Origin of the sequence: Pseudomonas sp. 10-1B (assembly GCF_000935045.1) — a bacterium.
Lineage (GTDB): Bacteria > Pseudomonadota > Gammaproteobacteria > Pseudomonadales > Pseudomonadaceae > Aquipseudomonas.
Genome location: NZ_JYKS01000026.1, coordinates 42101 through 57130, shown reverse-complemented (window position 1 = coordinate 57130; position 15030 = coordinate 42101). Strand labels below are relative to the sequence as shown.

At 64.4% G+C, this 15030-nt stretch carries 14 protein-coding genes; 8 read left to right on the top strand and 6 right to left on the bottom strand.

Annotated elements, in window-relative coordinates; translation table 11 throughout:
- Window positions 1-123: 123 nt before the first annotated feature.
- Window positions 124-987, bottom strand: a complete 864-nt coding sequence (locus TZ03_RS16110) for a pirin family protein (RefSeq protein WP_051098994.1) — start codon at window positions 985-987, stop codon at window positions 124-126.
- A 117-nt stretch (window positions 988-1104) separates the two neighbouring features.
- Between TZ03_RS16110 and TZ03_RS16105 the strand changes: the two genes are divergently transcribed.
- The gene (locus TZ03_RS16105; RefSeq protein ID WP_051098993.1) at window positions 1105-2112 is read left to right on the top strand and encodes an amidohydrolase family protein; all 1008 of its coding nucleotides are present in this window, start codon (window positions 1105-1107) and stop codon (window positions 2110-2112) included.
- A gap of 161 nt (window positions 2113-2273) precedes the next feature.
- On the opposite strand, the gene fabB is transcribed toward TZ03_RS16105, so the two are convergent.
- The 5 genes from fabB to TZ03_RS16080 all read right to left on the bottom strand — a co-directional run bounded on the left by fabB (window position 2274) and on the right by TZ03_RS16080 (window position 9194).
- Window positions 2274-3494 (bottom strand): beta-ketoacyl-ACP synthase I, encoded by a 1221-nt coding sequence (gene fabB / locus TZ03_RS16100; RefSeq protein WP_051098992.1) that lies wholly within the window; start codon window positions 3492-3494, stop codon window positions 2274-2276.
- 11 nt (window positions 3495-3505) lie between these two features.
- Complete coding sequence (gene fabA, locus TZ03_RS16095) at window positions 3506-4021, bottom strand: 3-hydroxyacyl-[acyl-carrier-protein] dehydratase FabA (RefSeq protein ID WP_051098991.1); 516 nt, start codon at window positions 4019-4021, stop codon at window positions 3506-3508.
- A 207-nt stretch (window positions 4022-4228) separates the two neighbouring features.
- Window positions 4229-6160, bottom strand: coding sequence for an ATP-binding protein (locus TZ03_RS16090; RefSeq protein WP_051098990.1), 1932 nt, complete (start codon window positions 6158-6160; stop codon window positions 4229-4231).
- Window positions 6157-7047, bottom strand: a complete 891-nt coding sequence (locus tag TZ03_RS16085; protein WP_051098989.1) for an ABC transporter substrate-binding protein — start codon at window positions 7045-7047, stop codon at window positions 6157-6159. The genes TZ03_RS16090 and TZ03_RS16085 overlap by 4 nt, the downstream gene beginning before the upstream one ends.
- On the bottom strand, window positions 7047-9194 hold the full coding sequence (locus TZ03_RS16080; RefSeq protein ID WP_177328475.1) for a TonB-dependent receptor plug domain-containing protein: 2148 nt from the start codon (window positions 9192-9194) through the stop codon (window positions 7047-7049). Before TZ03_RS16080 ends, TZ03_RS16085 begins: the two co-directional genes overlap by 1 nt.
- Before the next feature lie 220 nt (window positions 9195-9414).
- Here TZ03_RS16080 and TZ03_RS16075 point away from each other — a divergent pair, with 220 nt between their 5' ends.
- The 7 genes from TZ03_RS16075 to TZ03_RS16045 all read left to right on the top strand — a co-directional run bounded on the left by TZ03_RS16075 (window position 9415) and on the right by TZ03_RS16045 (window position 15016).
- Complete coding sequence (locus TZ03_RS16075) at window positions 9415-10440, top strand: NAD(P)H-dependent glycerol-3-phosphate dehydrogenase (protein ID WP_051098987.1); 1026 nt, start codon at window positions 9415-9417, stop codon at window positions 10438-10440.
- A 24-nt stretch (window positions 10441-10464) separates the two neighbouring features.
- Window positions 10465-10812, top strand: a complete 348-nt coding sequence (locus tag TZ03_RS16070) for a DUF4389 domain-containing protein (RefSeq protein ID WP_051098986.1) — start codon at window positions 10465-10467, stop codon at window positions 10810-10812.
- Window positions 10809-11267, top strand: coding sequence for a phosphohistidine phosphatase SixA (gene sixA, locus TZ03_RS16065; protein ID WP_051098985.1), 459 nt, complete (start codon window positions 10809-10811; stop codon window positions 11265-11267). The genes TZ03_RS16070 and sixA overlap by 4 nt, the downstream gene beginning before the upstream one ends.
- A gap of 140 nt (window positions 11268-11407) precedes the next feature.
- Window positions 11408-12196: an alpha/beta fold hydrolase gene (locus TZ03_RS16060; RefSeq protein ID WP_051098984.1), complete on the top strand. Its 789-nt coding sequence runs from the start codon at window positions 11408-11410 to the stop codon at window positions 12194-12196.
- Entirely contained in the window at window positions 12193-13047 is an 855-nt protein-coding gene (locus tag TZ03_RS16055; RefSeq protein ID WP_051098983.1) for an alpha/beta hydrolase, read from the top strand. The genes TZ03_RS16060 and TZ03_RS16055 overlap by 4 nt, the downstream gene beginning before the upstream one ends.
- Window positions 13048-13156: 109 nt before the next feature.
- Window positions 13157-13951 carry a DUF4892 domain-containing protein gene (locus TZ03_RS16050; RefSeq protein ID WP_051098982.1) on the top strand — a complete coding sequence of 265 codons (795 nt, stop codon included), beginning with the start codon at window positions 13157-13159 and terminating at the stop codon, window positions 13949-13951.
- 12 nt (window positions 13952-13963) lie between these two features.
- Entirely contained in the window at window positions 13964-15016 is a 1053-nt protein-coding gene (locus TZ03_RS16045) for an AI-2E family transporter (RefSeq protein WP_051098981.1), read from the top strand.
- Window positions 15017-15030: the final 14 nt, after the last annotated feature.

The window sequence follows — 15030 nt, the reverse complement described above, 5'->3', positions numbered from 1 at the left end:
TATTGCCTGGGCTGGCCTCATCGCCGGCAAGCCAGCTCCCACAGGTACTGCACAGGGCTTGAGATCGATGTGGTCGAGGTGGGAGCTGGCTTGCCGGCGATGGGCTGCAAAGCAGCCCCAGAATCACCTAGGCAACTCGATCCTCGAGGTTTCCCCCGGCACCACCGGCCAATCCGCTGCAGCCCACTTCGCCCGAGCTTGCTCTATAAGCTCCGGATCACTGGCCACGAAGTTCCAGTTCATCCGCCGCGGTCCATCCAGCGGTGCGCCGCCAATCAATACCAGCTGGCACTCACCTTCGGCGTACAGCGTCACCTCTTCGCCTTCTGGCAGCACTACCAAACTGCACGGCTCCACGTCCTCATCATTCATCATCAGCTCACCATCGAGCAGATACAGCGCCCGCTGCGCATGCTCTGTCGGCACCAGCAAGGTGGTCGCAGGCTGCATCCGCACATGCGCATACAGGGTAGGGGACAGCACCGGCACCGGCGACTCCAGGCAGAAACCGCTGCCAGCGATCATGCAGATGCGCACCCCCAGGCTGTCACTGACCGGCAGGCTCGCCGCCGGGTGGTGGCTGTAGCTCGCCGGGCCTTGCTCATGCTCGCGCGGCGACGCCAGCCACACCTGCAGGCCATGCAGGCGCGAGCCATGGGCCAGAGCATCTTCTGGCGTGCGTTCGACATGGGCCACGCCACTGCCCGCGGTCATCCAGCTGACGTCCCCCGGCAGTACCCGCTGCTGCGAGCCAAGGCTGTCCTTGTGCAGGATCGCCCCTTCGAACAGGTAGGTCAGGGTCGACAAGCCGATATGCGGGTGCTGGCGGATATCCATGCCATGGCCCGGGGCATAGTCGGTTTCGAGCATATGGTCGAAGAACACGAACGGGCCGACGCTGCGGCACTGGGCCGATGGCAGCGGGCGCAGGATCGGCTGGCCCTCGACCGATTCGGCGCGTGGGTGGATGACCAGAGGGCTGCTCATGGGGAGGGCTCCAGACGAGGTGGAAATGCCTCAAGCATAGCGGTTTGCCCGCCCCGGCTGAACCGTCTCGTTTGCCGGGCGGTCTACTCTGTTCGTACTTGGAGAGGAAAGCTGCCCATGATCGCCAGAGCGCTGGCCTGCGTACTGCTATCGGGTTGGCTGTGCCAAGCGGCACAGGCGCGCGAGTATCGCTACAGTGATGCCCATCTGCACTACGTCGACTTCTTCCAGGAAAGCGAAGGCATGCCGGCGCTGATCAAGGCCATGGATGCCGCAGGCATCGAGCAGTCGATGATCTCCGGCATACCGGTGGCCAAGAAATGGCATGAAGACGAGCCCAAGCGCCCGCGCTATTACGCTGGTGACGACGCCGATGCCTATTGGTACAGCGCCACCGATACCTACGTGGCCGCGGCGCTGCAGCAATTGCCGGACGAACAGCGTAAACGCTTTCATCCGTTCCTGACCGGCTTCAACCCGGTGGACAAGAACGCTGTCAGCCATATCGAGCGCATGCTCGACCTGTACCCGGGGCTGTGGCAAGGCATAGGCGAGGTGTTCACCCGCCATGATGACCTGACGGCGCTTACCAGCGGTGATACGCCGCGTGCCAACAACGAAGCCATGACGCGCATCTACCACCTGGCGGCCGAGCGCGACCTGCCGGTGCTGCTGCACTCCAACATCACTTCCAAGCGCGAGCGCAACCCGCTGTACCTGGCGGAGATCGAAGAGCCGCTGCGCAACCACCCACACACGCGGTTCATCTGGGCACACGCCGGCAGCAGCATGGAAATTCACCGACACCAGACGCAGATGGACTTTCTGTTGCCGGTGTTGACGCGGTTGCTGGAGGATTACCCGAACCTGTATGTCGACCTGTCGTGGAGCGTGCTGCAGCCCTATTTGCTGGACGGCAAGGGCGAGCCACGCAAGGAATGGCTGGCGCTGGTCGAGAAACACCCGGAGCGGTTCATGCTGGGGTCGGATGTGGTTGGTCGGTTTGGCAGCCTGGGGGAGCAGATGCACGGGTTCAGGCCGTTTCTGGATGCCTTGCCTGAAGCAGTGGCACGCAAGGTGGCCCTGGAAAATTTTCTGGCGGTGTTGCCCAAGGCGCGCCAATAGCCTGTGCCGGCCTCTTCGCGGGTAAACCCGCTCCTACAATGGCCATGAACACCGAAAATGGCCTGTGTAGGAGCGGGTTTACCCGCGAAGAGGCCAGCACAGGCAACACAAATGAAAACGCCCCGAACCAGTCGGGGCGTTTCGTTTACCGCAGCAGCGTCTTACTTGCCTTCCCAGCGCTTGAGCACCAAGGTAGCGTTGGTGCCGCCGAAGCCGAAGCTGTTGCTCATGACCGTGTCGATCTTGGCGTTTTCTTCGGTTTTGCTCAGGATCGGCAGGTCGGCGACCTCCGGGTCCAGCTCGTCGATGTTGGCGGAGCCGGCGATGAAGTTGTTTTCCATCATCAGCAGGCAGTAGATCGCCTCGTGCACGCCAGCGGCGCCCAGCGAGTGGCCCGACAGGCTCTTGGTCGAGCTGATCTTCGGTGCCTTGTCGCCAAACACTGCGCGAACGCCCTTGATCTCGGCAACGTCACCGACCGGAGTCGAGGTGCCGTGGGTGTTCAGGTAATCGATCGGGGTGTCGACGGTGGACAGTGCCTGCTGCATGCAGCGGATGGCACCTTCGCCGCTCGGGGCAACCATGTCGTAGCCGTCGGAAGTCGCGCCGTAGCCGACGATTTCGGCGTAGATCTTGGCGCCACGCGCCAGGGCGTGCTCCAGCTCCTCGACCACGACCATGCCGCCACCGCCAGCGATGACGAAGCCATCACGGTCGGCATCGTAGGCGCGCGAGGCCTGTTCCGGGGTGTCGTTGCGCTTGGTCGACAGGGCGCCCATGGCATCGAACAGGAACGACTGGCTCCAGTGCTCTTCTTCACCGCCACCGGCGAAGACGATGTCCTGCTTGCCCCACTGGATCTGCTCCAGCGCGGTGCCGATGCAGTGTGCCGAAGTAGCGCAGGCCGACGAGATCGAGTAGTTGATGCCCTTGATCTTGAACGGAGTGGCCAGGCACGCCGAAACGGTGCTGCCCATGGTGCGGGTGACGCGGTATGGGCCGACGCGCTTGACGCCTTTCTCGCGCAGGGTGTCCAGTGCTTCCATCTGGTTCAAGGTCGAGGCGCCGCCAGAGCCAGCCACCAAGCCGGTACGCGGGTTGGAAACCTGCTCTTCGGTCAGGCCGGCATCCTTGATCGCGTCCTGCATCGCCAGGTAGGCGTAGGCCGCGGCGTGGCCGACGAAGCGGTAGACCTTGCGGTCGATCAGTTCTTCGAGGTTGAGGTCGATGGACCCGGAAACCTGGCTACGCAGCCCCATTTCCTTGTATTCCGGGTTGTAACGGATACCCGGACGGCTGTTGCGCAGGTTTTCGGTGACGGTAGCTTTGTCATTGCCCAGGCACGATACGATGCCCAGACCAGTGATAACGACGCGGCGCATGCGAATAACCCTTAGAAATTGTCAGTGGAGGTGAACACGCCGACCCGCAGGCCTTCGGCAGTGTAGATCTCGCGGCCGTCGACGCTGACCGAGCCATCGGCGATGGCCATGTTCAGCTTGCCCTTCAGGACGCGCTTGATGTGAATGTTGTAGGTGACTTTCTTGGCCGCAGGCAGTACCTGACCGAAGAATTTCACTTCGCCCGAACCCAGGGCACGGCCGCGGCCAGGCAGACCTTGCCAGCCGAGGAAGAAACCGACCAGCTGCCACATGGCATCCAGGCCCAGGCAGCCCGGCATCACCGGGTCGCCTTCGAAGTGGCAGGCGAAGAACCACAGGTCCGGATTGATATCCAGCTCGGCGACCAATTCACCTTTGCCGTACTTGCCGCCTTCTTCGCTGATATGGGTGATGCGATCGACCATCAGCATGTTCGGCGCGGGCAGTTGCGCATTACCTGGGCCGAACAGCTCACCGCGACTGCAGCGCAGCAGGTCTTCCCGAGTAAAGGCGTGTTGTTTGGTCATGCGAGCTCCTCAATAACCCCCTGCGGCAGGGGATGAATCTTCCCGGCCGGCCCGATACGCATCGCGTTCGGGGCGGCAGCCTACAGGTAGACTATTGCGTTGTGGTGAAAGTCACAGCGCACCTGGTGAAAGAAGTACAGGTGTGCACTGAAATGTCTATTTTCAGGTCCGGAAAGGGTCCTGTCCAGTCCTTAAGACTGCCGCACTTTAGCATTTATCGCCAGTCGCGGTTGTCTGACCGGGTAGCCAGCGTTGCAGTACGCGCTGCAGTTCGGTGCGGCGCAGGGGTTTGCTCAGGTAGTCGTCCATGCCGGCTGCCATGCAACGCTCACGGTCGCCCTGCAACGCGTTGGCGGTCAAGGCGATGATCGGTAGGCGGGCACCGTTGGGCAGTTGACGGATGCGCCGGGTGGCTTCATAGCCATCCAGGTGCGGCAGGCGGCAGTCCATCAGCACGGCGGCAAAGCGTTGCCGGCTGACCAGAGCGACCGCCTCGAGGCCATCGTCGGCGGTGCATACCGCCAGCCCCAGGCTGCGCAGCATGGCCTCGATGACACTCTGGTTGACCGGATTGTCCTCTACCAGCAGCACCTGGTCATTGTCGGGCATCGACGGTTGCGCATCCTCCGGGAGCAGCAGCGGGGCCGGGGGAGGGCTGGCCAGGGCCAGGGGCATTTCCAGGGTAAAGGTCGAGCCCAGGCCTTCACGGCTTTCGCCGCGCAGCTTGCCGCCCATGCGTTCGGCCAGGGTGCGGGCGATCGACAGCCCCAGCCCGGTGCCGCCATAACGGCGGGAAATCGAGCTGTCGGCCTGCTGGAAGGCGACGAACATCATTTCCAGGCGGTCGCTGTCGATGCCGATACCGGTGTCGCGCACGCTGCAGGTCAACCAGATCGACTGGCGGTCGAGCACCTGCCAGCGGGCCTCGACCTGTACCTGGCCGCGCTCGGTGAACTTCAGCGCGTTGCCGATCAGGTTCAGCAAGATCTGGCGGATGCGTGTGGGGTCGCCGTTCACCTGTAATTGCTCGATGCCGTCTGGCAATTGCAGTTGCAGGTGCAGGCCACGCTGCTGGGCGCTGTGCTGGAATGACTGGACGCTGCTGGTAACCAGCTCGGCCAGGTTGAAATCGATGTGTTCCAGTTGCAGCGCGGCGCGCTCGATGCGCGAGAAGTCGAGGATGTCGTTGATGACCTTGAGCAGATGCCCGGTGGATTCGCTGGCCACGGCGGTGTAGTCGGCCTGCTCGTTGCTCAGTTGCGTGGTTTCCAGCAGTTGCAGCATGCCCAGCACGCCATTCATCGGCGTGCGCAGCTCGTGGCTCATCATCGCCAGGAAGTCTGATTTGGCGCGGTTGGCCTGTTCAGCCTCCTCGCGGGCCTGGATCAGCTCGGCAATGGCGTGCTTCTGTTCGTCACTGGCCTGTTCCAGGGCGTGGGCGAGGTTGTTGATGTGGCGAGCCAAGTGGCCCAGCTCGCTGTCATCGACCACCGGCAGCGGGGTGTTGTACTCGCCCTGCTGAATGGCCTTGACCGCATGGCCCATGTCGCTGATCGGCTTGGCCAGGCTCAGGGCCAGGCGGCGTGCCAGCAAAAAGGTGAACAGCAGGGCGAACAGCGCCAGGATGCCGGCCTTGATCACGATTTCCTGTTGGCGCTGGCTGAAGGCGTCATCGGACATGCCGACGATCACCCGGCCCAGGTAGTCGTCGCCGATGGCCGGGGTGGTGGCTTTGCCCTGTTGCAGGAAGTCGCTGTCCAGGCGGATTTGCTGCAGGCGGATGGGCGCCTGGAATACTTCGACCTGCTGCGCGCGGTTGGCGCTTTCGTCAGACTGCTCGACGTACACCAGGATGTGGTTGCGGCTGTCCTGCACCTCCAGGAAGCGCACGTGCGGGATGCTGAGGGTGGCACGCATGAGGCCTTCGAGCACCTCGTTGTTGCCCGAGATCACCCCGTATTCCGAGGCCGGCGCCAACTGGTTGGCAATCAGTTGCCCGGTATGGTTGAGCTCCTGGCGCAGGTCCTGGATACGCACGAAGGTGAAAAAGCTGATCAGCAGCAAGGTCAGTAGCAGGGCGGGGCCGAGGCTGATGATCTGGGTGCGGGTATGGATGTCCCAGCTCAGGCGCTTGCTCATGGGGTGGGTTCTCCTTCGGCCAGGACCTTGGCGGCGGCGTTCGGATCGATCGGTTCAAGGCCCAGGGCGCGTGCCACCTGCTGGTTGCCACTGACGCCGTAGCGTGCCGGATAGAGGCTGCGCGGCCAGCGCGCGGGTGGCTGGTCGAGCAAATGGTCGAGCACCGCCAGCCAGTCGTCCTGGTCGCTGAAGGTGCTGGCCAAGGCACCGGCGCGGACAAAGCCGGCGTTCGGGCCGATCAGCGCCATCTGCCGGCCATAGCTGCTCAACAGCAGATTCTTCGCGGTCTTGGAGTTGTACAGGGCGGGGTCGTCCAGGCCCAGCAGGACATCACTGTTGCTCAGCAGGTGCTGCAGAGGCCGGCTGTCACGCGGGTCGGGCCAGTCCTGGGCAATGATCTCCAGGCCCAGCGGGTGGGCGGCATGGCGCAGCTCGTCGAGCAGAAAGCCGCTGTGTTCACCGTATAGCACACCGATGCGCTGGGCCTGCGGCAGCAGGTAGCGCGCCAGGCGCAGTTGCCGGCCCAGTGGCGGGTCGCTCCACAGCAGGGTGAGGAACGCGGGGCGCGACTTTCCCAGGCGCTGTTCAGCCTGTACACGGCTGACCCGCAGGGCCAGGGCTGGCGGGCCGGCGTTTTCACCCAGGCGCCATTCCAGCGCGGCGTTGTCCAGCAGCACCAGGCGCTGGTCGGCCTTGAGCTTGCCAGGGTGCGGCAGGTCGGCGGTGCTCTGGAAATGCACATGATCGTGCGGCCGACGGCTTTCGAGCGCAGCGACGAAACTGCGGATGCCGGGCTGGTCTTCAGCGCCCACCAGCAGGATCTCGCTGGCGGACAATGGCCCCAATGGCCACAGGCACAGCAGCAACAGGCGCAGCAGCAGGGCCATCAGAACTCCAGCTCCGCGCTGACGCTGAGGCGGTGACGGCTGTCGTAGCGGTTCTGCAGCGCGGTGGTCGGCTCATCGTCCAGGCGCTGCTGCCACAGGGTCGCCAGTTCCAGGTTGCTGCCGTACACCCGGAAACGCTTGGCCACACGCAGGTCCAGCCGCTCGTAGCGATACTGGTTGAGCGCATCGTCGCCATAGTAGAACAGCGCGCTGGACCAGCCATCGCCCCATTCACGCATCCACCCGACCGAGCCGCTGTTGCGGGCGCTGAGACGGCGGTCGTTGGGGTTGCTGGCCCAGGCATCGACATAGGCGTAGGTCAGGCGCAGGCGGTCGCGCAGGGTAGGGCGCCAGTCCAGTTGCGTTTCGCTGCCGCTGAACCGGGCCTTGTTGGCGTTGCTGGCGATGTACTGGTTGTTCCTCAGGGGCTCGCTGATCATTCCGGTGATCTCGTCGTAGAACAGCTTCACATCCATGCTCAGGTCGATGTCGCTGAAGTAACCGTTGTAGCCCAGCTCGCGTGAGCGCATGCGCTCCTGGTCGAGGTCGCCCGGGCCGCGGGTCTTGACGAAGTACTCGCCGTTTTGCAGCCCGAAGGCATTAGGGGTCAGGTTCTTGACCGTGTAGCTCCAGTTGACGTTGTTCTCGAACATGTCCGGCGAGCGCACCGCCTCGGAATACACTGCGCGCAGGCCGTGGCGCGGGGTGATCAGGTAGTTGACCGCCACGCGCGGGGTCAGCGAGCTGCCGGACAGGCGTGAGTCCTCGAACATGGCGCCGCCCTGCAGGATCCAGTGCTCGTCAGCTCGCCATTCCAGCTGGCCGAACAGGCGCCAGGTCTGGTCGTCGAGGCTGCCATTGAAGTAGGTCTGCGAGTCGGCACGATCATAGCGGTAGTTCATGCCGCTGAGCAGGCGCAGGTTGTCGGTCAGGCTCAGGGTGTCCTGGATTTCCAGGTCGTAGCGGGTTTCGCGGGTGCTCTGGTCGACATCGCCGCAGACCTGCTCCTTTCCACCATTCTCCCATTGCTGCTGCACTGTCTGCAGAAGCCCTTTCAGCGCGGGGTCGTCGGTGGAAAGGGGGGCGCCAGTCGCAATGCCGCGCGCCACTTTTTCGGCGAAATCGGGGTCCATTTGCCAGAGCTGGGTCATTTCGGGGCTGAACGACTGCAAGGCATCACAGGCGCGCCATACTTGTTGGCGATCAAAATGCTGGGCTGAGCCTTGGATATAAAGGCTGTGCTCAGAGCTGAAGTCTTTGGTCCAGCGCAACGAGCCCGCATAGTCCTTGGCATTGACGTCGGCATTGTCCCCGGCCTCGTACTTCTGGAACACCGGCTGGTAGGTGTAGGGCCGCTGGTTGCTGCCCTCCTTTGCCGCCAGTTGCCATTCCAGGGTCTGGTCGACCGCCAGGTTGTGGCTGGCACTGAGGTTGAAGCGGGTCAGGCGGCGGCTGTCGCGGTAGTCCTGGCCGAACTGGTTCTCGTCGAAGCCATCGTCCTGCTGGCCTGACAGCGACAGGCGCATGTCACCGCCGTCCCAGCCGAAGCCGTGGCTGGCATAGAAGTCGTTGATGCCATCCTGGCCGCGGGTCACCTTCAGCCGTGTGCCATGGCTGTCGGCGGGGTTACGGGTAAGAATGTTGACCACCGCCATCAGCGCGTTGGCGCCATAGCTAACTGTGTTGGGGCCGCGGAACACCTCGATGCGCTCGATGTCTTCCATGGCCAGGGGGATGTCGCTCCAGTCCACCGTGGCCAGGCCGGCACGGTACACCGAGCGGCCATCGATCAGCACCTGCATGCGGCGTGCATCGTTGACGTTGCTGCCGTGGTAGTTGACCGTCGGCTGGTTGCCGGCGCTGTAGCCGATCATCATGCCGGGCACCAGGCGCAGCAGCTCGGGGATGTCACGGGCACCGCTGGCGCGGATCAGTTCGCTGTCGAGCACGGTCATGCTGCCCGGGACCGCGGCCGGGGATTGTTTCAGGCGCGTGGCGGTCAGAACCTGTGGCAGGTCGGCGTTGTCGATGAACAGATCGTCGGCCATGGCTGGGCCACCGAGCAGGGCGGTCAGGATGAGCAGACGCGGGTACGGGGGCGTGCCAGGGAACACAGAGCGGCCTTGTATCAGGGTTGAAACAGGCATGGTAACTGACCTTGGGGGTTTTGCCAGTGATCTGCATGACCTGTGCCGGCCCTTTCGCGGCTAAAGCCGCTCCCACAGGTATGGCGTGAGTTTGAAACCTGCACAGCACCTGTGGGAGCGGGCTCGCCCGCGAAAGGGCCGGTATTGAGACTGGTTCTGTCGCAGACGAGCCGTATAATGGCTGGGTCGCCACTTAACTTATGGCTTTAACGGATTGGATATGACTGAACAGCAACCTGTTGCAGTTCTGGGAGGCGGCAGCTTCGGCACCGCCGTGGCGAACCTGCTGGCGGAAAACGGCGTGCCGGTGCGTCAATGGATGCGCGACCCGGCGCAGGCCGAGGCCATGCGCATCAATCGCGAGAATCCACGCTACCTCAAGGGCATCCGCCTGCACGAGAGTGTCGAGCCGGTCAACGACCTGCTGGCCACCCTGCAGGCCGCCGGGCTGATTTTCGTCGCCCTGCCTTCGAGTGCCTTGCGCAGCGTGCTGGCCCCCCATGCCGAGCTGCTGCGCGGCAAGGGCCTGGTCAGCCTGACCAAGGGCATCGAGGCGCAAAGCTTCAAGCTGATGAGCCAGATCCTCGAAGAAATCGCCCCTGAGGCCCGCATCGGCGTACTGTCGGGCCCCAACCTGGCCCGCGAGATCGCCGAGCACGCGCTGACCGCCACGGTGGTCGCCAGCGAGGACGAAAAACTGTGCCAGCAGGTGCAAAAGGTGCTGCACGGGCGCACCTTCCGTGTCTACGCCAGTGCCGACCGCTTTGGCGTCGAGCTGGGCGGGGCGCTGAAGAACGTCTACGCCATCATCGCCGGCATGGCCGTGGCCTTGGGAATGGGCGAGAACACCAAGAGCATGCTGATTACCCGTGCCCTGGCCGAAATGACCCGCTTCGCTGTCAGCCAAGGCGCCAACCCCATGACCTTCCTTGGCCTGGCCGGTGTCGGTGACCTGATCGTCACCTGCTCTTCGCCCAAGAGCCGCAACTACCAGGTTGGCTACGCGCTGGGCCAGGGCCTGAGCCTGGAGCAGGCGGTCAACCGCCTGGGCGAAGTGGCCGAAGGCGTCAACACGCTCAAGGTACTCAAGGCCAAGGCCCAGCAAGTGCAGGTGTACATGCCACTGGTGGCGGGCCTGCATGCCATCCTGTTCGAAGGCCGCACGCTGAACCAGGTGATCGAGCACCTGATGCGCGCCGAGCCCAAGACCGATGTCGATTTCATTTCCATCAGCGGCTTCAACTGAGCCGAGCAGAGCAAGGAGCGAAACATGAACGATACCCCGGAACGCGCCCAGCGCGAGTCGATCATCTTGCGGGTGCTGTGGATGCTGGTGTTCCTGGTGGTCTGGCAACTGGCCGAGCTGCTGCTCGGCGGCCTGGTGCTGGTGCAACTGGTCTACCGCCTGGTGTACGGTGCCCCCAGCGCCAGCCTGATGAACTTCGGCGACAGCCTGAGCCAGTACCTGGCGCAGATTGGCCGCTTCGGCAGCTTCCACAGCGACCAGAAGCCGTGGCCGTTCGCCGACTGGCCGGCACCGCGTGCGCCAGAGGGCGAAGCGCCGCACGCCGTGGCCCCAGCACCGCACCCGGTGCGTGACGAGGAACCCAAGCTGTGAAGCTGTGGGTGCTGCGCCACGGCGAAGCGGAGCCGCGAGCCAACAGCGATGCCGAGCGCCGGCTTACCGCCCATGGCCGCGAGCAGGTGCTGCACAGTGCCGCCCGCCTGCTCGGGCAGCCGTTGCAGGCGATCATCGCCAGCCCCTACGTGCGCGCCCAGCAAACGGCGGCCCTGGTGCATGACACCCTGGGCTTCGCCGAGCCGGTGCGTACCGTGCCCTGGCTGACACCCGACAGTGATGTGCAACAGGTAATCGGCGAAATCGAGCGGCTGGGTCTGGAGCATGTGCTGCTGGTCAGCCACCAGCCGCTGGTGGGGACCCTGGTCGGGGCGCTGGAGCATGGGCACAAGCAACAGCCTGCGGCCATGAGCACTGCCAGCCTGGCAGAGCTGGAAGGGGATTGGCCATTGGCGGGGCTGATGACCCTGCGGGCGATCGACTCGCCGGCTTGAGCGCCCGGAACTTGTGGGAGTGGGCAAGACCGCTCCCGCAAGCATGACCTGATAGCCCTCGCCGATGACCTTTCCGGACGTTGCCGAACTGCCGCGTGATGCCGACAATGGGCCATCATCTCTCGTCCGGACCAGGCGCCATGCCGCAGCAGATCTTCTTCGCCCATGCCAACGGCTTTCCTTCGGCCACCTACGGCAAGCTGTTCGCCGCACTGGCGCCTGACTATCAGGTGCAGCACCTGGCCCAGCACGCGCATGATCCCCGCTTTCCGGTGGACGACAACTGGCAGAGCCTGGTCGATGAGCTGTTGCATCACCTGGCGCAGCAGGAGCAGCCGGTCTGGGGCGTAGGCCATTCGCTGGGAGGGGTATTGCACCTGCACGCGGCGTTGCGCTGCCCCGAGTACTACCGTGGGGTGGTCATGCTCGATTCGCCAGTGCTCACTCGAGCCGATCAGTGGCTGCTGCGCACTGCCAAGCGCTTTGGCTTCATCGACCGCATCACTCCGGCCGGGCGCACCCTGGGGCGCCGTGAAACCTTCAATGACCGCGACAGCGCCCGTGACTATTTCGCTGGCAAGTCACTGTTCCGCCATTTCGACCCCGACTGCCTCGACGCTTATGTAGAACACGGCCTGCAGGCGATGGAGCAGGGCCTGCAGCTGCGCTTCGACCCGGCTACTGAAATCAGCATCTACCGCAGCATCCCGCATACCAGCCCCGCCCCCGCACGGCAGTTGCAGGTCCCGCTGGCCATGGTCCGCGGCGACCGTAGCAACGTCATTCGTCGCCACCACACCCTGGCTGTACGTGGCATGCCCAAGGGTGAGTACCACAGTGTGCCGGGCGGGCACATGTTCCCATTGGAGCGGCCGGCCGACACCGCCAGCCTGATCAAGGGCCTGTTCGACCGCTGGAGCCAGGCATGAGCGCCCAGGTCGAGGAAATCCGCCTGAGCCTGGGCCATATCGAACTAGCCGCGCACCTGTTTGGCCCCGAAGACGGGCTGCCGGTGATCGCCCTGCATGGCTGGCTGGACAACGCCAACAGCTTCGCCCGCCTGGCACCGCAACTGAAGGGCCTGCGCATCGTCGCCCTGGACCTGGCCGGGCATGGTTACTCGGAGCACCGGCCGCTCGGTGCGGGCTATGCCCTGGCCGACTACGCCCATGATGTACTGCGGGTGGCCGAGCAGTTGGGTTGGCAGCGTTTCGCCCTGCTGGGCCATTCGCTGGGGGCGATCATCTCCGTGCAACTGGCAGGGGCGCTGCCGGAGCGAGTCAGTCATCTGGCATTGATCGATGGCGTCATCCCGCCGACCGGTGCCGAGCAGGATGCGGGTGAACGGCTGGGCATGGCGCTGCAGGCCCAGCTGCGCCTGGATGGCAAACGCAAGTCGGTGTACACGACGCTGGAGCAGGGCGTGCAGGCGCGCATGAAAGGCATGGTCGCGGTCAGCCGCGAGGCAGCCGAATTGTTGGCCCAGCGTGGCCTGATGCCGGTGCCCGGTGGCTACAGCTGGCGCAGTGACAGCCGCCTGACCCTGCCATCGCCGGTGCGCTTGAGCGAGGCCCAGGCCATGGCCCATGTGCGCCGGGTGAGTTGCCCGGCCTGTCTGGTGGTGGCCGCCGATGGCATGCTGGCGCGTCACACCGAACTGCTGGAGCAGCTACCCTTTGAACAGGTGACGCTGCCCGGTGGCCATCACCTGCACCTGAACGATGCGCAGGGAGCGGTCCTTGTCGCAGACTGTTTCAATCGCTTCTTTGGCTTTGCTTGACTTGCACCGGACAAGTGTCGAGGCTTGGCAGGTTGAACAGGGAGACAACCATGCAACTGCCAGACATCCTGGAGCTTCATTTCGGCGCTGGGCGCCGCCTGGGCCGCCAATGAGCGCGCCTGTTGCCATTCGTAATGCTGTCGCCGCCTGCCTGGTGTTCGCCAGCCCCGTGTTGTGGGCCAGCAGCCTGCCGGTTCCGGTGGACGCCAAGGTGGTCGAGCAGCGCCCGGCCGTGGAGCAGGAGCGCGTCTACCCGCTGGGCCCGCTGCGCAGGATCAGTGGCCGCTTGCGGGTCGAGGACAAGGTCGAAAGCCGCGGCCAGGTCAGCTCGGTAACCTACGAACTGCCGGTCGAACGTACTGCGCGCGAAGCGTTCACCAGCGCTCGCGAAGCGCTGCAGCGCGACGGTGGCTACCCACTGTTCTGGTGTCAGGGCCGTGATTGCGGTGAGGCCAGCCTGTGGGCCAACGATGTATTCGCCAATGCTCGGCTCAACGGTGGTGACGAGCAGCAGGCGTTCATCCTGCTGCGCCGCTCGGCGGAGCAGGCCGACACCCTGGTCGCGCTGTACAGCGTCACCCGTGGCAACCGCCGCGCCTACCTGCACGTGGAGGAGTTCGTCGCCGGCAGCCCGCTGGGCGAACTGTTGCCGACCGCTGCCACGGTGCTGCGCGAAATGCGCGACACCGGCAAGCTGGACTACCCTGACCTGGCCGCGCCGCAAGACACCTGGGTGAACCTGCTGGCCCGCAGCCTGAACCTCGACAGCACCTTGCGCGCCAGCCTCAGTGGGGCCCAGGCCGAAGCCTGGCGCGAGGCGCTGGTCAAGGCAGGGGTGCGTAGCGGCCGCCTTGAGGTTGGCAATACGCCCACCGATGGCCTGCACCTTGAACTGATCCGCTGAACGAGCACCACCATGGTCAACAATGATCGCCTGCTGATCCAGATTCTGCTGCTGGCGTTGCTGGGCGCCGGCCTGTGGGTGATGGCGCCCTTCATTTCGGCGCTGTTGTGGGGGGCCATCCTGGCCTTTGCCAGCTGGCCGTTGATGCGTTTGCTGACACGTGTGCTGGGCGGGCGTGAAACGCTGGCGGCCAGCCTGCTGACTACGGCCTGGATCCTGATCGTGGCCCTGCCGTTGGTGTGGCTGGGGTTCAACCTGGCCGATCACATTCGCGATGCCACTGCGTTCGTGCGTGATGTGCAGGTGGACGGCCTGCCCGATGCACCGGCCTGGCTCGGGGGCATTCCGTTCGTTGGCGAGCGCCTGGTCAGTTGGTGGCAATCGTTGGACCAGCAGGGCGCGGCCTTGCTGGCCTCGATCAAGCCGCACCTGGGGCAGGTGGGCAACTGGTTGCTGGCACGCAGTGCGCAGATTGGCAGTGGTGTGCTGGAACTGACCCTGAGCCTGGTGTTCGTGTTCTTCTTCTACCGCGACGGGCCACGCTTGTCGGCGTTCGTGTTGCGCTTGTTGAACCGGCTGATGGGCGACCGCGCCGAGTACTACCTGGAGCTGGTCGCCGGTACGGTGCAGCGGGTGGTCAACGGGGTGATCGGCACGGCGGCCGCACAGGGTTTGCTGGCATTGATCGGCTTCCTGATTGCCGGCGTGCCCGGGGCAATCGTGCTGGGCCTGGTAACCTTCATGCTCAGCCTGATCCCCATGGGCCCGCCGCTGGCCTGGATCCCGGCCACCGCTTGGCTGGTGTGGAAGGGCGAGTATGGCATGGCGGTGTTCCTGGGTATCTGGGGCACCTTCGTCATCAGCGGCGTGGACAACGTGCTCAAGCCTTACCTGATCAGCCGCGGCGGTAACCTGCCGCTGGTGATCGTGTTGCTGGGGGTGTTCGGTGGCTTGCTTGCCTTTGGCTTCATTGGCCTGTTCATCGGGCCGACTTTGCTGGCGGTCGGTTACAGCCTGCTGCTGGACTGGAGCCGCAACGCTGCGCAGCAGCCGCCTCAGCAATAGCCTGTACCGGCCGC